The following is a 20,339-nucleotide window of genomic DNA, read 5'->3' as shown; positions in this document are numbered from 1 at the left end:
GGAAATTTATGCAGCCGACCATAACGTATAATGACATAGCCCTTATCCTAACATGGCCTGATGCCACCATCCGCGGGGACGAAAAATGGATGATGTTTTTTAGGAAGATCGGCATTGTAAAAAACTTAAATTTCAAAGTAGGTCATACGGGGATCGTTATAATCAAGCGGGAAACAGGCGAGATGCTCTTCTATGATTTTGGACGGTATATCACGCCTCGAGGATATGGCCGTGCACGCTCCAAATTTTCAGACCCCCGTCTGGAGATAAAGTTCAAGGCTAAATTTAAAAAAAATAATATTAGCAACCTCGAAGAAATTGTAGAACAGTTCGAAGCATTGAAACCCGCCATGTACGGAGACGGTGTCCTTTATTTTTCTATCGCTCGTCATATTAACTTTGAACTTGCAAAAGCGTACGGGGATGACTGCGTCCATCAGGGGACTTTTCCATACGGCGCTGTGGCTCGCAACAACAATAATTGTTCACGTTTTATTGCCCGTATGCTCATTCGTTCATCCAAACAGTATACCTGGCGACACAGTATTAACTTCCCGGAGACGATTAAAGCCAGCCCCATCAGCAATGTGGTGAATGTAGTTCCAAATCGCATGATTTATTCATTCTCGCCTGAGCAAGGGCTAAGACACTTTAGAATGAACCGGTGGCAATCTTTTGGCTTTTTGCTAAAGAAACTGGGCGACAATGTGACACAAAAGAAAGCAAATCTTTTGCCCAACGACTTGATCATCGGCTGTATGAACTTCACATCCAGACCTATTGCTGTACCAAAAGACGCCCAATATCTAGGTGGTGTGGGTGATGGTGCATGGTTCAGTATACAACCTACGACAGAAGATCAAGTCATTATTAGGCGGTTTACGACAAAAGGGGAGCTAGAGTATGTCATTCTCGGTGAAGCAATGGAGTCGTTCGATTTATCGCAACCGTTTGAAATCACTTACGACAGTCATCTTCTCTTTACGCATATCAAACAACATGGAAGAAAGATACGTATCCACCATTTACAACGTCTGGCAAATCAGGACTATCAGTTTAGCCTGCTAAAAGAACGTTTCGCTTAAATTTGCCAATCTATAGGCTCTCTGCCTTTGGATTGTAAATAGGCATTCGCGTAGGAGAAATGCTTGCAGCCAAAAAAACCTCTGTGCGCCGACAGCGGCGATGGATGAACAGCTTTCAGTATCAAGTGTTTTTGAGAATCGATCAGCATAGCTTTCTTTTGTGCGTAGCTCCCCCATAACATGAAAACCACATTTTCCGACTTTTGAGATATCAAGTGAATGATTTGATCGGTAAACTCTTCCCAACCTCGTCCCTGGTGGGAGGCTGCTTGATGTGCGCGCACGGTAAGTGTAGCGTTCAGCAGTAAAACTCCCTGTTTAGCCCATTTTGTTAGGTCCCCGGAAGTCGGATACCGGAAACCTGGAATATCGGATGTTAGTTCTTTATAGATGTTTTTTAATGATGGCGGTAATGCGATCCCTTCCGGCACCGAAAAAGATAATCCGTGGGCTTGCCCATCATTATGATAAGGATCTTGACCGAGTATGACAACCTTAATTTCGTTAAAGGGGGTTAGGCTAAAAGCATTTAACACGAGATGTTCAGGCGGAAAGACTACGGCTTGCCTCCGTTCATGCTGTACAAAAGTCGAAAGGGCCCGCATATAGTCTAGCCGAAACAACGGCTTCAAGATGGGCTCCCAGCTGGGGTCGTAACGTTCTGCCATAATACAAACCTAAATAAATTTTACAATTTTATCACGTAAACAAGTTGGATAAGCTCCAAAATAACCGGATATTTGTGCATAATTTTATTTTAGGTAAATTAATATGTCAAATATAATTCGCATTGTCCTTAGCAGCTTTCTCTTAATTGGAACAGTAGCGCTATTTTGGTTCGGCCATTGGGGATGGGGTATTTTAGGAATTTTGATTACGATTCTAGCTTGGGTTACTGTTTTTTTTAATGAAAACATGCTCATCGCACAATGGTATCTCAGAAAAGAGAACATGGGGAAAGCGGAACAATGGTTGAGAAATATCAAGAATTACGAGAAGCAACTTATCAGTGCCCAACACGGATACTACCACATGCTATTGGGCATTCTAGAGTCGCAACGCGCGCCTCTACAATCGGAAAAGTATTTTAAGAAGGCGCTGTCGTTGGGCTTACATATGAGTCACAATATCGCCTTGGCAAAATTAAGCTTGGCAGGTGTAGCAATGGCAAAACGTAATAAACGCGAAGCGGAGAAACTTTTGGCCGAAGCAAAAAAGGCTGACAAAAATAAACTGCTCGCTGATCAGATTAAAATGATGAAGAATCAAATGGGGCTGATGGATAAACAACAATTTAGGTATTCTAGATAACGTTGTCCGATAAAAAATAACACGAGAGGTTGGCTAGCGTAAGTCAACCTCTTGTGTTATAAATCTTCCTTCCTCTTTGCTATCTTCAAACACGAGTATTACTTTAGATACTTTCTTTCCATTCCAATCCCCAACCTGTATAAGTAAAGGTACGGGTACATCTTCTTCCAGTAAATAATGTAAGTAATTTTGCCTGTCTGCTAGTTGCACCAGCACACGCCCCATCTTCATGGTGGAGAATAGGTGCCTATCCCCTTCACTATCTACAATCTGCGTGGCAAACGTATTCAGTTTAAATTCTCGCGGATCCATTTGATAAGAAATGAGAAACAGTTCAATCGAAAGGCTATCGCCGTCAGCATATGTCTTTACCGATTTTACGTCAACCTGAATGTCGTCCTGTATATTTTTTACGGGTTCCTGTTCTTGTGCTAAAAGCGTACAGGGAGAGAGCCAACCTAACGATAAAAACAAAAAATATATTACACTTTTCATCGCAAACGATCGGCTGATTTTATCAATTTTTCATCCTTACGAATGGCCCCTATAGCCATTCCTAAAAAGATTATAGCAATAGGCAAAAGGAAAAAGCCCACACCAATATTTCCTGCTCGCACCTTTTGGTTAATCACATCCAATGTGGTATGTGCGGTACTCCACATCCATATTCCCAACAACACAATTAATGCAATTTCTACCATAATGAAAAGCACCTGTCTCTTTCTGTTTTTGTATTGGAAGACAATCAGTAATGGTACAATGGTCACAATCCCTGCGTAAATTGCCAATGCAATCGATGTAGATTCCCGGACAGATTCATTATTATTTGAAGAATATATTCCCGTAACATAGATTTGTTTACCAAGACCCACCAAGTCAATATAGCTCACAAAGGGAAAAACAAAAAGGCCTAATAAAATAATAGCGGCTGCTAACAGCCATAATGTTTGAATACGTTGAATCATAACTAAACTTTCTTCTTGTTTAACAAAGATAGTTTTATCTTCTTTTTTCCCGTAAAAAAGAAGCAAAAAACTCGTCACTTCAGATATTTGACATATTAGAAAGTGCTAAAAATAAATTTCTACAGTCGTCAAATCTCTGGATGTGACCTTTAGTGCCAAGGGGGGGGGTAGTGCATTGCGTGAATAAAATAATCCATATCACTTTGCGATTACGCGTGTTAAAACCGAGCCAAATATCATTCTGTTTTTAACGGAATATCCTGCGTAAGCTGGTCGCGGAACAGTGCTAGGCCGATTTAACCCCGCGTACCCACAGACGGTATTGTCCGTTGTCATATACGCATTTGTACTATCCCCTAATTAACATAATAGGTCGCATCCGAATGTTTGAGGTATGTAGAAACCCATCCTTAGCAATACCCCTCCTCTCAAATATTCGAAGCGATGATTTTTGCGCACCTTTTTCTAAAAAAGGTGCATAAAAAAATAATTACCTTTGTGAAGTGGAAGACTCATTACAACGTTTTTTTTTGGAGATTGCGTATGACGGCACGGCCTACCACGGCTGGCAGGTGCAGGAGAACGCTATTTCGGTGCAGCAAAGATTAAATGAAGCGCTCCATAAAATTTTGCGGTATCCGATAGAAACCGTCGGTGCGGGTAGGACAGATACCGGTGTGCATGCTAAACAACTATTTGTCCATCTGGATATACCAGTGGGCAGAACAAAAAACGAGGACCGTTTTCTGCATTCGCTAAATGCGCTACTTCCTCACGATATCGCAGTATACCGCATCCTTCCCGTAGAGCAAGATGCACATGCCCGGTTCGATGCAACGGAAAGAGCTTACGAATATCATGTCCATTTTTGCAAAAACCCCTTTTTATTAAACAAATCCTGGCAATTACGGGACGCTCCTGACGTAGCCCTTATGAATCAAGCCGCTGCGTTTCTAGTGGGCACCCAGGATTTCGAATGTTTTTCGAAGAGTCATACGCAAGTATATACAAATATATGTACCGTAACACAGGCGTACTGGCAAGAAACAAATGGTGGGCTTGTTTTTCACATTACCGCTAACCGATTTCTGCGGAATATGGTTCGGGCCATCGTGGGTACCTTATTGGATATCGGCCTGAAGAAGAAAACGCCCGAATTTATACTGGACGTCATCGGTAGCAAAGACCGATCAAAAGCTGGCACCTCAGTGCCGGCACACGGCCTGTATTTAACAAAAATCGTTTATCCTTATATTGATACAACATTTTGAGCGAACAAAAAATAACCGGCAAAACATACGACTCCCAACTCCTCCAACGGATGGCTCGCTATATGAGTCCCTACAAAGGTATATTTTGGGCTTCCGTCATATTAACCATTCTGTTGGCTGCGGTAGCACCTGCGCTGCCCATGCTTGTGGAATATACCTTGGACAAATATATCCTAAAAGCGGATGCTACGGGGCTTACATGGATGCTAATTATCATGATTGCCTTGCTAATCGTACAAACGGTGATCCGCTATTATCATACGCTGGCGACAAACGTATTGGGGCAAAACGTTATTCGTGATATCCGTATACAGGTATTTAATCATATCATTAATTTACGATTAAAATACTTTGATAATACGGCTATCGGCAAATTAATCACGCGGACGATCTCCGATCTGGAGACAATCTCCAATATTTTCTCCCAAGGGCTGATTCAAATTATTGGCGATCTGCTACAGCTTGTCGTTATCGCAGGCGTCATGTTTTATACGGATTGGCAATTGACGCTTATCGTGCTCATTCCTATGCCACTCTTGATATGGGCGACCTATATATTCAAGGAATCGATGAAATCGGCTTTCGTGGACGTGCGTACCTGGGTATCCAACCTGAATACGTTCTTACAGGAACATATCAGCGGTATGGCTATTATTCAGTATTTCTCACGGGAGAAGCAAGAAATGGAAAAGTTTAAGACCGCCAATAGCAAGCATCGAGATGCACATATCCGCGCGAATTGGTATTTCTCTATCTTTTTCCCTGTCTTGGAAATTATCCTCGCTATTGCGATCGGTCTTTTGGTATGGTATGGATCGAAACAGATTCTTGCCAATGCTATTTCGCCGGGAGTCGTGGTTGCTTTCCTAATGTACATCAACATGATTTTCCGACCTATTCGAGAACTAATAGATAAATTTAACACCCTACAAATGGGGATGGTTTCCGCAGAGCGGGTATTTGACGTATTAGATACCAAAGAATTTACGCCGGACACCGGAACCTTTTCGCCAGATAACATAGCGGGCGAAATCGAGTTCGATAATGTTTGGTTTACTTATAACGAAGGAACCATCCGCCGAGAGGCGGATAGCTCCATTACCGATGAAAAAGACGTTTCTACCCAAGAAAAATGGGTGTTGAAAAATGTCAGCTTCCACGTCCAGCCTGGAGAAACGCTGGCTTTAGTTGGGGCCACAGGCGCCGGGAAATCATCCACCATTAATATACTCAGTCGCTTTTATGAAATACAGCAAGGTCGTATTTTATTAGACGGTAAAGATATACGTGCGTACAAACTCGATTCTCTCCGTCAACACATAGCCACTGTTTTACAAGATGTTTTCCTGTTTTCCGACACCGTATTCAATAACATTACCCTTTATAATTCGGATATTACCGAGGAAGAAGTTATCGAAGCGGCTAAAAAGGTTGGAGCATACGACTTTATTATGCGACTGCCCGGAGGTTTCGATTATCAAGTACAGGAACGAGGTGCTACACTATCTTCAGGGCAGGCACAGTTAATCTCTTTTATTCGGGCATTGGTGCATGACCCCGCGATATTGATCCTAGACGAAGCGACATCATCTATCGACACAGAAACCGAATTACTCATTCAGACCGCTATCGAAAAGATGATGGCAGGCAGAACAGCTATCGTTATTGCACACCGTCTGTCTACTATTCAACGAGCGGATAAAATCATCGTTTTTGATAAAGGAGAAATCAAAGAAATTGGCACACACCGAGAGCTTCTCACTATCGAAGATGGTTATTACAAAAAGCTTTACGATCTTCAGTTTAATTCACTAGGTATATAATCATAAAATACGCCACCTTACACCAACCTGGTATTGCTGAATCATTGTTGTCCAACTACGGTGCACGTTAGTTGAGCGTTCAAATCCACGGTAACGAAAATAGAACTTTCCCAATTCTAGTCCGACAGTGTATCCTAGCCGGGTTCCCCCCTTAAAAGCCAGCTCGCCGTTTTGCAAACGGTACCTGTCTTCATTTAAAAGCGAATTGAACTCTGCCCCACCCAACAGCGCAAATCCGGGTGTAACATCTAACCTAAACAACACGGGTAAATCAAAAAAATGAAGGGCTTTGTTTCCTTTATCAATACCATTGGTTTCATGAACGGTTTCTGAATTTGCCCGTACACGGGTTAGGTTGAAGGTCGGTTCTACTTGGATGGCCATATTCGGAAGAAAGTGATAGCTCATCACTACACCAGCCTGAACACCCAAACGTTTCGATGAACGAAAAGAAAGTGCGTCAGCACCAGATAAATTCCCCCCTAATTTCACGCCGAATCCGACTTGTGAAAAAACATTATTTCCTGTAAGTAAGCACAATAATATAAGCAAAATTTGCCGGATGGCTAGACTATTTAGCATATGCAAATATATATAAAGGCGACAAGCCTATTTATTGACTATTGTAAAGAAATAGTCAATAAATAGGCTTGCGACGTTACAACGAAAAAGCAACCATATAAATAACGGTTGCTGTTTTTCTTAATCCAGTCCTCGTTTTTTCATGAGATGAATCGGATCAGGGTCTTGACCTCTAAACTGCCTGTACATTTCGGCCGGATTGCCGGTACCACCTCGTTCTAAGATATTTTCACGGAAAGAAGTCGCTGTAGCTTGATCAAAAAGACCATTTTCTTTAAACGCTGCAAAAGCATCGGAATCCAATACTTCAGCCCAGATATAAGCATAGTAACCTGCAGAATATCCGCCGGAGAAAATATGTTGAAAATAAGTGCTTCTATAGCGCGGAATAATAGCATCAATTAATCCGATTTTTTGCATCCCGGCCGTCTCAAATGCGTTCACATCACCCTCGATAGGTTTCGTTGTGGCATGATAATCCAAATCCAACAATGAGGCAGCAACATACTCTACCGTTGCAAACCCTTGGTCGAACGTTCCTGCCTGTTCCATCTTTTCTATTAAAGCCTCGGGAATAGCTTCTCCCGTTTTATAATGCTTAGCATACGTTTTTAACACTTGTGGATCGGCCGCCCAGTTTTCCATCACCTGCGATGGCAGCTCCACGAAATCGCGCGACACTGCTGTACCGGCTAAACTACGGTATTTCACATTCGACAACAAACCATGCAACGCATGTCCAAATTCGTGGAATAAAGTGGTCGCTTCATCAAATGTCAATAGCGCGGGCTCATCGCCAACAGGCTTTGTGAAGTTACACACAATGGATATGACAGGAGCGACACGTTCCCCATCTTTCGTATGCTGCGAGCGATAAGACGTCATCCAGGCTCCTCCTCTTTTGGATTCCCTAGGGAAGAAATCGGCGTAAAGCAATCCTAAGTGTTTATCATTTTTGTCTTTCACTTGGTATACTTCGACCTCTTCATGGTAAGTCGGCACATTGCTCAAGGCGACAAAATGCAAACCGAACAACTTATTAGCAGTATCAAACGCACCTTGCCGTACTGCTGCTAAACTAAAATAGGGCTTGATCTCTTCTTCATTCAAAGCGTATTTTGCTTTGCGGATTTTTTCTTGGTAATATCTCCAGTCGTACGGCGCTACCTGAAAATCTCCGCCGGCGGCCTCGATCTCCTTTTGAATATCAGCCGCCTCCACTTTTGCTTTAGCTAACGCCGGTGTCCATATTTTATTCAATAACGCATACACATTCGTTGGATTTTCTGCCATGGCTTCTTCCAACACATATGCGGCATGTGAATCGTAACCCAATAATTTTGCTTTCTCTAGACGAAGATTTGCTGTTTTAAGCAGGATTTCTTTGTTATCGTTATCATTGTCATTGTTGCCCCGCATTTGGTAGGCATTCCAAATTTCTTTACGTAATTCCCGGTTATCTGCATACTGTAAAAAAGGCATTACAGAAGGATTCTGAAGGGTAAACACCCATTTTCCTTCTTTACCTTTCGCTTTAGCCGCATCGGCAGCCGCCTGTTTTAAAGCGGCGGGAAGCCCAGCCAAGTCTTCTTCATTATCTACAACCAATTCGTAGGCATTTGTTTCAGCCAACAGATTTTGTCCGAAATCATTCGTCAGCACCGATAATTCGGAATTGATTTTCTTCAGTTTCTCTTGATCACTTTCGGAAAGATTTGCTCCTGCGCGAACAAACCCTTTATATGTTTCTTCCAATAGTTTGGCGTCTTCTGCATCCAACGCTAAAGAAGCACGGTTATCGTATACAGATTTTACACGCGCAAATAGCTTCCCGTTCAACGATATCTCATCCCCATGTGCCGACAATACAGGTGCCATATCTTTGGCTATTGCTTGAATAGAATCGTTTGTATTCGCTGAATTTAGATTAAAAAATACGCGCGAAACATCTCCTAACAAGCTCCCTGCGTGTTCTAAAGCCACGATGGTGTTTTGAAAAGTAGGCTCTTCTGTATTGTCTACAATAACATCAACTTCTTGATTGTGCTGTTCTAAAGCAGCTTTGAACGCTGGTCGAAAATGCTCGTCCCTAATTTTGTCGAACGGTGGCACTTGAAACTGGGTGTCATAAGCCGATAGCAACGGGTTGTTTTCGTTTTGGGTATTATCCGTCTCTTGGCAACCCACGACTACTGTCGCAACGACGATACAAAATGGTAAGAATTTTAATTTATTCATTCGTTGTTGTTTAGTTTTTCGGCAAAGATAAGGATTACGAATTAGATACTTATTTTAATTTCCCATTTTCCTTCTGGAAGGATCCATTGCCCATCTGAATTTCGTACAGCTATTTTTCCTTTTTGTATGGCGTCGTCGACAGGAACTCCGTTGATAAGAATAGATGTATACTCCTTCAAAGGAAGCTCAAAAACCGCCGTTGTACCCTTAGGGACATTGAACGTTACTGTCATTTGATTAGCAGATTGCGTGATAGCACTTTCTATCTCTCCCTTGATAGAAGAAACCTTGGCTTTGGCAAACGACAGATCACCTAGTTGGGGCGTCACCGAGAACGTTTTATATCCCGGCTCTAATGGCTTAATGCCACAAACCTCACTAGACATAATGGTAAGCCCTCCCCCACTCCAAGCATGGTTTATGGTACCCCCTCCGTATCCATCCTTACCGATACCCCAACCTTCGAACAGGGTGGTAAAATTAGGGTTATTGACCATTTCGGCAAAACGCTTTTTATGACGGGCATTAGCCAAACCAGGTTGCCTCATCTTGTACATCGCCTCGAACACATATTTCTCCATATAAGGACTTGCATGCTCCTGTTTCGAAAAGACATCAAGAATAAGATCATATTTGTTCTTATCAGCAATATCGGCGAGAACGGCTAAGGCATGCACCCTATCATCTGTCTTTCCGCTATAGGAGGGGTTTCGGTAAGCTGTCCCATTCCAGAATCGCTGGTTGAAGGTCTGTTTAAATTGTTTCATTTCAGCCCCGATCCGGTGCATGTCCTCTTTATAGCCCATTTCATCAGCCATCAGATAACTTCCTTTCAAAGCTAAATAATACCAGAGGTTATAAAGCAGTAACATATCTTTATGCTCTCCCCAGTCACCCCATTGCCATCCCCCTTCCCGCAATAGAACCAAACCTTCTTTATCCTTCTCCCAGAGCGAAATGTACTTTTGGATAGCTGGATACAGATCCTGGAGGACCTGCTTATCGCCTGTATGCATATAATACATCCAAATCCCATAATATCCGATACTCGCAAGTGCCTGATCGGGCAATTCTTTATCCCAGTTGCCAGCAGGCACTGGAGAAAACAGCACACCGTCTGCTTTTTGCCAACCAATCAGCTCGTACAGCCACTTTCTTGCCAGCGCGTGCGAAGAAGGGTCCAACGTATAGAAAGCTTCCTGCGCTTCAAGCACGACATCTCCCGTCCATTGCGCTCGTTCACGGTCGGGGCAATCCATATAGGTGTCACGCATGGTTATGTAGAGTGTACGGGCCGCCTTTTGCCAAAGCGTATTGAAAAAGGGATCGGAGCATTCAAAAAATCCGGTGAATTCCGTGTCGTAGCCCGTTTCGCGAAACATGAGCTGATTGATCTTGACATGTTCGGGAACGATTACGTACAGCATGTGCCCATTGATCCATCCCAGACTTTCGTATTGCTGGCGACCGTTTTTAGCGATATACGCTGCACGTAAATTTTCGGCTGAACCGTTATAATATAGATAGTTGTCGGTAACGATGTGGATCGAGTCTCCTGCATTGGCCTCGATATCAAAATAGGGGGTAAACTGCATATTGTATGGCAGTTTGCAGATGATCGTATCTCCCTTTCGGACAATGTCTTGGGAACGAAATGCTTTAAGACCAAAATCCTTCCATAGTGGAATCGGTCGTTTAACGAGTTTATTCCAAGGTGCAGATCCGAAAGCACCGTGCTCTATTGCTGGTTCGAAAGAAGTCAACTTTCCTTCGCTGCTATACCAACCCTGATTCCCCAAGCGGGCATCGTAAAGAATATTGGACTCAGGCAACCTGAAATTAGGTTCCTTTCCTGGTGCCGACTGGTATTCCACCAACCGTTTGACAAGCCAGCTGTTGTCACTGTAAAGTTCAAACTTTTCGCTTTGCAGATCAAACAAAAGTCCCAGCTTACCACTACTATGGTGTGAAAAACCATGTTTTCCAAAGTACCACACCTTAATTGCTATGGTATTGCTGCCTTTTTTAAGATGTTTGCTAATATCCACTTCGTCGTAGTAGGTATCGCTCGGATTAGGCCCTCTTTTTAATCCACCTTCGAATACGACGAGTTTATCGTTGACGTAAAGCCAATATTTACTATCCACCGCAATCTTTGCTATAGCTTGTTTGGGCAATCTGTCTATGTTAAAATCTTTCCGAAAACCGGCCCAGATGTTCGTTAAATTGGTATCTTGAGACGCTAATCCAATCCACTTACCTTTCCATTGTTGGGCCGCAATCTGGTTAGAAAATAAGACAATAGAAAAAAATGCTAATAACCACATTCGGCTCGTCTTCATACTACGTTTTCTTTATCAGGTTTATTTTGGACTATTTTAATTGCTTTTGGATCCTCACTTTGATCCTTCGCAAATTAATCAATCGTTGGAACTTCTTGAAGGAATTTCTTAATTTGCTTAGCTATATATGGATTATTATGATCCTGCAACGCGATTACACGCCGCAGAATTTCCGGCTCTTTCTGGAGATAATTTCGTAGACACTGCAGTGCAGCAGTCAATACGGGACCATACATTGTTGGCAAGCGGTCGGTAATGTCCAACATAATTGATCTGTCTAGTTTTTTGTATGTGCCAAGATTCTCCATCACCTTTGGTTTCAATGCCGCGGGAACGCAGTCAAATGCTAACCATAATTTCTGCTGGAAGGAGGAATCTTCACCCCACTCCTTTGGTAAAACAGTTAGAGCATGTAATACAAGGTTGTATGAACTGTCGCATAAAAAACCAACGACCTTATCTTTCACTTGAAGTGGGTGGTCTGACAACATATGCATTCGATCCAGTGCCCAATACCTATCCCAGATATCATCGCTATTCAGCAGATCAAGTAGAAATCCAGGATTCAGCGCAGCTTCAGTTGCGTGTTCAACATCCCGCTGCACCTGCCCATAAACGAGGTTCCACATCTTGTGGGTGGTAAAGACCGCTCCTTTTACGACAAATGGCAGTACATCTTTGGATGTCGGACGGGTTACAGCATCCACGCCTTCAGCCGCGCTGTTCTGCGGAATTAAATTTTGGTAATTGAAATTGCCTATGGGCGAAAGACTATCGGCCAATATAGCGTGCAGTTGCTGGTACTCCTGTTCATTGAAAGGTTCATGCTCCGCTTTGCTTAAAAATTCCTTTGGAGACAATTCAAATCCAAGGTATCGACCCGTCACGTTCCAATAGAGGTCTACCCTAAGCAATCGACAAGACCCGTCAAAGCAGACTTCTGTGCTTATCTTCCGATAATACGATATCGGATCGCCCCCTGCAGTCAATAATTGAAAAAGGGTGTCTTTTGGGGCTGAAACCCCTCCTGTATCGATGAGTATACTATTGACATCAGCAACATTTTGCGGCAACGTGGGTGTGGTGAAATAACAAATGGTGTCTTCCTGACGCTGCTGGCTAAAAGTCGAAGTAACTCCATAGAAAACAAGGAGCATAATAAAAATGGGTTTTAAAAACCTCATGAGCAAATCTTATCTTTCTAACTATCCTGCCGGCACGATAGCGCCGTGTTCCGTCAATAATTTCTTCAGATCCGACATCGCAACCTCCGCAGGTGTTTTACCTTGCGTGTGCGCTAATACGGCGGCAGCAGCAGCCGCTTGCCCCATACCCATACAGGAAGCCTGGACACGTAAAGCTGAATTTGCCAAACGGTCACTCCCGATACAACGACCCGCAACGATCAAGTTCCGGCTACCTTTTGGTATAAGGGCCCTTAACGGCACGGATGCAACCCGCCCCTCTTCTAGATGCTTGGGAATAACCCCCTGTTCGTCGTGAAGGTCTATTGGATAGTAAGAATAGCAAACTGCATCTTCAAAAATTCTTCCCATAACGTAATCTTCATGGGTAACCTGGTAAATACTATCAATGCGATAAGTCTCCCGGACGGCCGTTTCGTTCTGCATATCCAACACCTTTAAACCCGTTAAACCTGGCAGCGTTCGAAGAAACTTCAGTGTTCTAAACAGCGATGCCCGCCCGCTGATGTTTGCAATAGTGTGCGATACAGACGTGGTGGCATCAGCGCCCGCGATGTGTTGCACATTATCACCGGCGTTACGAAGCAAAGATTCAACATTTAGAAACTCGCCTTTAATCAGGTCACCACGATTTACCGCAGCGTTAAATTCATCCTTAATCCGGTTCATATCGAGTTGATCTATGGAATATCCACCAATACGGAACATCAACGTTCCCGGCTGTGTCTCTTTCTCCCGCAGCAAGTTAAATCCTGCCAGCGAGACCGCAAATGCGTTTCCAGTGCAATCAATTAATTGATTGCAGAAAATCTCCGTTTTTGTTCCTTTTCCGATCGTCGTTACTTTCCAGCCTTCCTTATGTTGCACGACCTCTACCGGTGTTTCGTAAAACCTCAGGTTCACACCTGCCTCCACACATTTATCTTCGATCATCATCGCATAAAGCGGACCATTTAGACGCACTTGATGATGCCAATGTTGGCGACCGTGAGGAACGGAAAAGTCAGGTAATTTGTCGTCATTTAATGCAACGGCTTCCTGCACCATTTCCCAACCGATGCCGCCAATAACCTGCTTGCCCCATGCGAAAAAAATACCGGGAAACGCGACTCCACCGGTCGTGGTAGTACCGCCTAACATACTTCCGTTTTCAACCAAAATAGTTTTCTTTCCCGCCCTTCCGGCCTGCACCGCAGCTACGACGCCGGCTGTGCCGCCACCGATCACCAAGATATCGGTAGTGAGCATTTCCTTTTTGATTATACGTGGTCCTTGTAGCACCTCTCCTTTGAGTAACCGAGGTGTAGTCAATCCTAGAGAGATTGCGCCCAATGTGGCTATCGCTGACCTTCTTTTCATTTTGTCCATTCCTTTTAAGGGTTCTAGATTGTTGTCAATATCCGGGATTTTGATCAGTCGCCGGGTCAATAGCATGGTTATAATTTGTCTCAGAAAGAGGTATCGGCCAAAGTAAATGTTTTTGAACGATCGGTTTTCCCTTGCCATATTGAATAAGTTCATCCAATTTTCCGGTTCGCTTCAATTCAAACCAACGCTTTCCTTCATATATGAATTCATATCCCCGTTCCCGTATAACGAGATCCACAAAGGTGTCACTGTCATAATCGGCCGGATCGTAATCGACGGGAGCTGGCGTATTCGGCGCATAGCCATAAGCCCTACGATGCACCTTGTTCAGTGCTTCCATTGCCATGGCGTTGACCGTATTTTCAGCTTTTGCAGATGCTTCCGCGAAGATCAGCAAAGCATCTGATAACCGATAGATGGGTAGGTCATTTCCTGCCGTATTCGCATCAAGCGCATCTGGATCCACATACTTTGAACTAACCAGCGTATTTGGTCCCAAACCAAAGTTAATCTGGTCCCAGAGCTGCTTGCGGATATCATCGTTATTCCACGCGATATAATTCGCGTTGGTCGCATCGCCATGGACGGCATAAGCGCCTGTCCCACCTGCTGTGAGCAGTTTGGTACTTGGATGGTTGGATATCCACAAAATGTAATTGCCCTGAGCAGGAAGACGTGCGTACTTCAGCGCAAAAATCTCCTCGGTGCTTGTGGTGATATCCGGCCCAAAAATTTTATATTGGTAGTCTTCGGGGCTACTCACGCTTACTAAACTAAAACCTGATTGGGCAACTTCGTTGGCTAGTTCAGCGGCTTCGTTATAGCGTTCCAATTGCAAGTACACATCGGCCAGTAGTGTTTTAGCGGCCCATTTAGTAGGACGGCCACTAACCGCTGCAGTTTCTGGCAGCGATATCGTCGCTGCTGCCAAATCATCCAGAATTAACTGATAGACTTCTTCTTCTGTACTGCGTGGAAGATCCTTTACGTCCATTGTTTCTTCGGTACGCAACGGCACACCAGCCCAATTCCTGACCAACTGAAAATAGGAAAAAGCACGCAAAAACTTTGCTTCGGCAACGTATTCCGCAAACGCTTCCCCCTCTACCACATTCAAGATAACCAGATTTGCGTTCCTAATGGCCAGATAGAAACCGTTCCAAAAACCTTGGACGCGCGTTATGTTCGCGTCATCCAGCCCCTGGTAGTTGCTCAGGGGAGTCCAACTGCCACGACCATACATCCAGTCTGAATGACACTCCAGCGCAGCAATATAGTTCGGCATGAGGTCTTTACGCAACGGGCTATAAATCGCATTCACTGCGGCTTCCACTTCTTCCGCCGTATTATAGAAATTCTCCTCCGCAATTTGCTTGGGCGTTTCTTCGAGGGCCCTTTCGCACGCTACAAAAAGTGCAACTATACCCCACATGCATATTAATCTCTTCATCGTATTTAATTTCAATTTCTTCATCCTATGAACTGTAAAAAGTTAGAAACCGGCACGGATACCAAAGGTGACTGATTTCGCAGACGGGTAACTATTATGGTCGAGTCGAAAATTCACTTCCGGATCCCACCAGGAATAATTGGTGAGCGTAAGTAGATTTTGTGCGCTCACATAGACCTGCAGCCGCTGTAATTTGTTCGCATTCCATGCTTGCAGCGGTAGGTTGTAAGCCAAGGATATGTTTTTGAGTCGTAAAAATGAACCGTCCTCTATAAATCGATCCGATACCTTTACGGGCGTCGATCTACTGATCCGCGGGTAGTCAGCATCGGTATTATTGACTGTCCAATGATGCTCATACACTGTTTTGGGCATATTCAGACCAAAGCCATAGTCCATGGTATTCGTAATAGAGCTCGCATTGAAAATATCATTTCCATACGTTCCCTGGAGAAAAAACGAAAATTCGAAATTCTTATAATTCATCACGGAATTAAAGCCATATGTAAAATCAGGGTTAGCATCTCCAATATATGTTTTGTCTGCAGATGTGATGTTACCGTCCTGATTGACATCACGATAAATAATGTCTCCCTTCTCGTCGTAACCATCCTCTATGTAACCCCAAAACTGTCCGACAGGTCGCCCCTCCCTCAATATGCCGGTAGCATCGCTCACGATGACCATACCGATATTATCCCGCAGAACATCTTCGCCGTTGTATAGACTGATTACTTTGTTTTTGTTAAAGGCTATATTGGCATTGATATTCCACGTAAAACTGCCTTCAAAAGGTCTTGCTTCAACACCTAACTCAACGCCTCTATTTTGTACCTTGCCGACATTTCGAATCGTTGTCGTATAGCCCATGGAGGCCGGCAACCGTACATCACTCAGCAAATCACGCGTATTCTTCAGGTAATAGTCCGCGGTTAATAAGACCCTATTATTCAGGACGCCAACATCTACTCCAAGATCAAACTGCTCCGTAGTTTCCCAAGTTAAGTCGTTCGGCAGCCGTGTTAACGGACTGACCGTGTTGAAATATTCATTACCAAATATCGTCTTACCTGGGACCAATAAATTAAGCGTAGTATACGGATCAATGGCCTGGCTACCGGTTAGCCCCCAGCTGGCCCGCAACTTGAGATCTGAAAAGGCCGAAACATTACGCATGAAATTTTCGTTTGAAATACGCCACGCAAGCGCTGCTGAGGGAAAATTCCCCCATTTACTTCCCGGCGAGTAGCGCGAGGATCCGTCACGACGAAAACTTATCGTGGCGAGATAACGGTCGTCGTAGCTATAATTGACGCGCCCTAAGAGCGAAATTAATGCCGACTTTGTATACGCTGACCCGGGAACGCCTGGCGTACCAGCTGCGCCCAAATTGTAAGTCTCATAGATATCAGAAAGAAAATCCGTCCCTCCGGCATTTACAGCCGTCGTCATAAAATTCTGGTAGGTAAGCCCCGCTACCGCAGCGAGATTATGCTTGTCACTAAACGTTTTGTTATAATTTAAAGTGTTTTCGTTCAACAGGCTGGTCTGCTGCGTGGAAGATACATTAGCGATTCCCGGGCTATCAAAAAATTTGGTCGTCGTATAATTATCCGAACGGTCATCGCGGTTCTCCAATCCTCCAGCCACTTTGAAGATAAGTTCGGGGGTAATCCGGTAGGATACAGCCGTATTGATCAATGCTACGTTTGCTTTGGTCTGTGCGGTACTTTCATTAATCCAGTTAATCGGATTGCGCAGATCTGTTGCCAGAAAGGGATAAGCTGTATGCAGTATCCGATAGGAACCATCTTCGTTATAGGGTGTCAGAATCGGTGGAGCAGAAATGGCAGCAGCAATCATGGAGTTGCCTCGATTGCCTCCTCCACTGTCTCGTCTTTCGGTCGTCAGACGCGAGAGGATTGTATTCAATTCTACGGAAATCTTATCGTTGATTTTATGATCAATACTGCTTTGCAACGAATAACGATTGTAATTGCTTCCTTGAATGATACCATCTTGCCCGAAAAAGCTACCGTTGATGGAAAACCGCGTTTTCTCATTTCCGCCAACTATGCCAAGCGCAGCCGTAGTCATCGGGGCCTTCCTAAAGACAAAATCCTGCCAGTCAAAACCTTCCCCAAATCCGCTTATCTCTTCTTCATTAAAATAAGGTGTCACATTATCGTTCGTCGCCTGCTCGTTGTAGAATCGTGCATACTCCTGCGCATTCATGAGATCGAGCTTACGGATGAGTTGCTGCGAACTGTAACTGGTTTCAAACGACACATCTGTACGTCCTTCTTTTCCCTTTTTTGTTGTAATGATCACGACACCATTGGCACCACGTGAACCGTATATCGCCGTAGCCGATGCATCCTTGAGAATCTCGATACTTTCTATATCAGCGGTATTAACGATGGAGGGATTAGAACCGGCTATGGGAAATCCGTCAATAACATACAGCGGTTCATTACTTCCCTGAATAGAATTTCCTCCGCGAACACGAACAGATATACCGGGACCAGGGGCACCCGAACTCTGGCGTATATGTACCCCGGGAGCTCTGCCCGAGAGGGCCTGCAATGCGCTGGCATTAGGAAAGGCATTTACCTCTCGAGCCTTTACCTGCGCTACGGCTCCGGTCAAATCCGCCTTCCGTACTGTCCCATACCCTACCACAACAACTTCATCAAGTTCATCCGTTCGATCTATTAATACCACATCGACCACCGTTCTGTTTCCAAGACTTATTTCCTGATCTTCATATCCGACAAACGAAAACTGCAGCATCGCGGCGGCGCCTTCTATACGGAGGATATAATTGCCCCTTTCATCCGTCATGGTACTGTTGGCCTTTCCTTTCTCCGAAACAGTAACTCCCGCGAGCGGTTCACCTGCGCGGTTCGCCACGCTACCCTTCACCGTTCTTTCCTGAATCCGTATCATGTCGCCTTTGGCTGCTAACGCAGAATTTTCCTCTCGCATCAATATGATGTTCTTGTCCACCAGTTTATATCCGATATGAAACTGCTCCAGCAGTCCGGTGAGAACTTTCTCGACATGGGTGTCGTTCACCTGTAAGTCCACCAACGCATTTGCCGGAACGATAGATTTATCGTAAAAAATATTATATCCGCTTTGCTTCTGGATATCCTTCAAAACAGTAGTTAGTTTCGCATTTTTCCTGCTAAGCGTCACTTTTTGACCAAACGTAAATGCGCTAACCTGCAGCGTGCTTACAAGCATTAAGATCAAGGATAGTTTCATGACTAACAATCTAGGTTTCAAACGCCTGCAAAACGGCGTGAGTATATCATAATTTTTATACATTTGTATTTAAGATTGGTTGTTTACTATTATATGCTAAGACATCAATCGACAAGCCCGTAGGACTTGGCTAATCAGGGGCGGTCGCAACGCTCCTGATTGTTATGCTCTTCAAATTCTGCTGATTTTTATTTCATAACCAAAATCCTCCTTCCATTGATTTTGAACCTTACCGCTCCCGTTAACTCGACCGTTTTCAACAATTTCTCAATATCCTCAAACCTGGAGATCATACCGGAAAACTGCTTATCCTTTAAATCATCTTTAAACACGACATCCACATCATACCATCTGGCAACACTTTCCATAACCTCATTGATCGACGCATCTTCGAATGCAAACGATCCATTTTTCCAAGCAATGACATAAAATGGATCCACATTGGTGATGGCTATATTTTTTGATTCGCGTGTATAAACAGCTTGCTGGTTGGGCTTTAGAACATGACTTAGTCCATTGTCGAAAGAGATCTTTACCGACCCTTCTACCAAAGTTGTTTGAATCGTTTCACCATAGCTATTGACGTTAAAAGCAGTACCCAATACTTCTAGCATTTGCTGATCCGTCTCCACGATAAAGGGAATCCGTTTCCCATCTCTGTCTTGTTTGCTGACGTCGAAATATGCCTCCCCCTTCAGTTCAACACGACGGACATCCTCCTGGAAACTGATCGGATAGCGAAGCGTGGATGAGGCGTTCATCGCTACTTTTGTCCCATCAGATAGTGTTACATTATATTCTCCACCATTTGGGGTAATAATGGTATTAGATAGGCCGCCTTTCACCCTTTGTTCACCAGTTATTGCGTACGTAATGGATCCATCTGCTGTCTTATGTACTGAATAGCCCTCCAGTTGGATTATGGTATCACTTTTCAACTCTTCCAAGTCTAATTGCGTTCCATCGGCCAAAACAATCCGGGCTTTATTTCCTCCCGGCTTAATAGTCGAAATGGTATCCTTAACGCTGTGTTTTGCCTCCGTCGAATCTGGCCCATTTATAAAATCTATTGCAAACTTTAAAAAGACAAGGATACATGCAGCGGCCACCAGCGTGGCTAAACGTTTAGTTGTTTTAATCTTTTTGGTGTCTTTAGAAAAATTCGGCTGAAGCCGCTCATCCAACATAATCCGTTGGAATAAATGTTCGGAATCTGGGGCTTGTCCTTTTGTCTCGGCCGACGACTCCATAAGGATATCCCAGACCCATAGAAGATCTTCATCTGTTTTCTGCTCCAACGCGTTTTTAAGCAAAACAAGATTGTCGTCAGATATGGAATTGTCCATATACTGCTGTATGAGATGAATGAGTTGTCCTTTTTCCAACGTTTATAATTACTGGTTACCTATAATATAAACGAGGTAGCAAG

General features: G+C 43.9%; 15 protein-coding genes. 4 read left to right on the top strand and 11 right to left on the bottom strand.

The window, feature by feature from the left end; translation table 11 throughout:
* Positions 1-8 precede the first annotated feature (8 nt).
* On the top strand, positions 9-1,085 hold the full coding sequence (locus C5749_RS10310) for a DUF6695 family protein (protein WP_105725756.1): 1,077 nt from the start codon (positions 9-11) through the stop codon (positions 1,083-1,085).
* Here the strand turns inward: C5749_RS10310 and ung are convergent.
* The gene (gene ung, locus C5749_RS10305; protein ID WP_105725754.1) at positions 1,082-1,753 is read right to left on the bottom strand and encodes a uracil-DNA glycosylase; all 672 of its coding nucleotides are present in this window, start codon (positions 1,751-1,753) and stop codon (positions 1,082-1,084) included. The genes C5749_RS10310 and ung overlap by 4 nt on opposite strands.
* A 103-nt stretch (positions 1,754-1,856) precedes the next feature.
* Here ung and C5749_RS10300 point away from each other — a divergent pair, with 103 nt between their 5' ends.
* Complete coding sequence (locus C5749_RS10300; RefSeq protein ID WP_105725752.1) at positions 1,857-2,396, top strand: hypothetical protein; 540 nt, start codon at positions 1,857-1,859, stop codon at positions 2,394-2,396.
* A 33-nt stretch (positions 2,397-2,429) separates the two neighbouring features.
* Here C5749_RS10300 and C5749_RS10295 read toward each other — a convergent pair whose 3' ends face one another.
* Together C5749_RS10295 and C5749_RS10290 are read right to left on the bottom strand one after the other, a co-directional pair.
* A complete protein-coding gene (locus C5749_RS10295) occupies positions 2,430-2,891 on the bottom strand; it encodes a hypothetical protein (protein ID WP_245893710.1) in 462 nt (153 codons plus the stop codon).
* Positions 2,888-3,439, bottom strand: a complete 552-nt coding sequence (locus C5749_RS10290) for a DUF4293 domain-containing protein (RefSeq protein ID WP_105725750.1) — start codon at positions 3,437-3,439, stop codon at positions 2,888-2,890. Before C5749_RS10290 ends, C5749_RS10295 begins: the two co-directional genes overlap by 4 nt.
* A 425-nt stretch (positions 3,440-3,864) precedes the next feature.
* Here C5749_RS10290 and truA point away from each other — a divergent pair, with 425 nt between their 5' ends.
* Together truA and C5749_RS10280 are read left to right on the top strand one after the other, a co-directional pair.
* Positions 3,865-4,632 carry a tRNA pseudouridine(38-40) synthase TruA gene (gene truA, locus C5749_RS10285; protein ID WP_105725748.1) on the top strand — a complete coding sequence of 256 codons (768 nt, stop codon included), beginning with the start codon at positions 3,865-3,867 and terminating at the stop codon, positions 4,630-4,632.
* Positions 4,629-6,455: an ABC transporter ATP-binding protein gene (locus C5749_RS10280; protein WP_105725746.1), complete on the top strand. Its 1,827-nt coding sequence runs from the start codon at positions 4,629-4,631 to the stop codon at positions 6,453-6,455. The genes truA and C5749_RS10280 overlap by 4 nt, the downstream gene beginning before the upstream one ends.
* On the opposite strand, the gene C5749_RS10275 is transcribed toward C5749_RS10280, so the two are convergent.
* The 8 genes from C5749_RS10275 to C5749_RS10240 form a co-directional block, all read right to left on the bottom strand.
* Positions 6,456-7,037, bottom strand: a complete 582-nt coding sequence (locus tag C5749_RS10275; protein ID WP_105725744.1) for an outer membrane beta-barrel protein — start codon at positions 7,035-7,037, stop codon at positions 6,456-6,458.
* Between the two features lie 120 nt (positions 7,038-7,157).
* Positions 7,158-9,275, bottom strand: coding sequence for a M3 family metallopeptidase (locus C5749_RS10270; protein WP_105725742.1), 2,118 nt, complete (start codon positions 9,273-9,275; stop codon positions 7,158-7,160).
* A gap of 41 nt (positions 9,276-9,316) precedes the next feature.
* Positions 9,317-11,617 (bottom strand): alpha-L-rhamnosidase-related protein, encoded by a 2,301-nt coding sequence (locus tag C5749_RS10265; RefSeq protein WP_245893709.1) that lies wholly within the window; start codon positions 11,615-11,617, stop codon positions 9,317-9,319.
* A 74-nt stretch (positions 11,618-11,691) separates the two neighbouring features.
* Complete coding sequence (locus C5749_RS10260) at positions 11,692-12,801, bottom strand: hypothetical protein (RefSeq protein ID WP_105725740.1); 1,110 nt, start codon at positions 12,799-12,801, stop codon at positions 11,692-11,694.
* Between the two features lie 21 nt (positions 12,802-12,822).
* Entirely contained in the window at positions 12,823-14,181 is a 1,359-nt protein-coding gene (locus C5749_RS10255; RefSeq protein WP_181151344.1) for an FAD-dependent oxidoreductase, read from the bottom strand.
* A gap of 34 nt (positions 14,182-14,215) precedes the next feature.
* Positions 14,216-15,640, bottom strand: a complete 1,425-nt coding sequence (locus C5749_RS10250) for a RagB/SusD family nutrient uptake outer membrane protein (RefSeq protein WP_245893707.1) — start codon at positions 15,638-15,640, stop codon at positions 14,216-14,218.
* Positions 15,641-15,682: 42 nt separating this feature from the next.
* Positions 15,683-18,910 (bottom strand): SusC/RagA family TonB-linked outer membrane protein, encoded by a 3,228-nt coding sequence (locus C5749_RS10245; RefSeq protein ID WP_105725737.1) that lies wholly within the window; start codon positions 18,908-18,910, stop codon positions 15,683-15,685.
* A 188-nt stretch (positions 18,911-19,098) separates the two neighbouring features.
* A complete protein-coding gene (locus tag C5749_RS10240) occupies positions 19,099-20,295 on the bottom strand; it encodes a FecR family protein (RefSeq protein WP_105725735.1) in 1,197 nt (398 codons plus the stop codon).
* Positions 20,296-20,339: the final 44 nt, after the last annotated feature.

This window comes from Sphingobacterium gobiense (assembly GCF_002980575.1).
Classification (GTDB): Bacteria; Bacteroidota; Bacteroidia; order Sphingobacteriales; family Sphingobacteriaceae; genus Sphingobacterium; species Sphingobacterium gobiense.
This window is presented reverse-complemented; position numbering and strand designations above follow the sequence as displayed.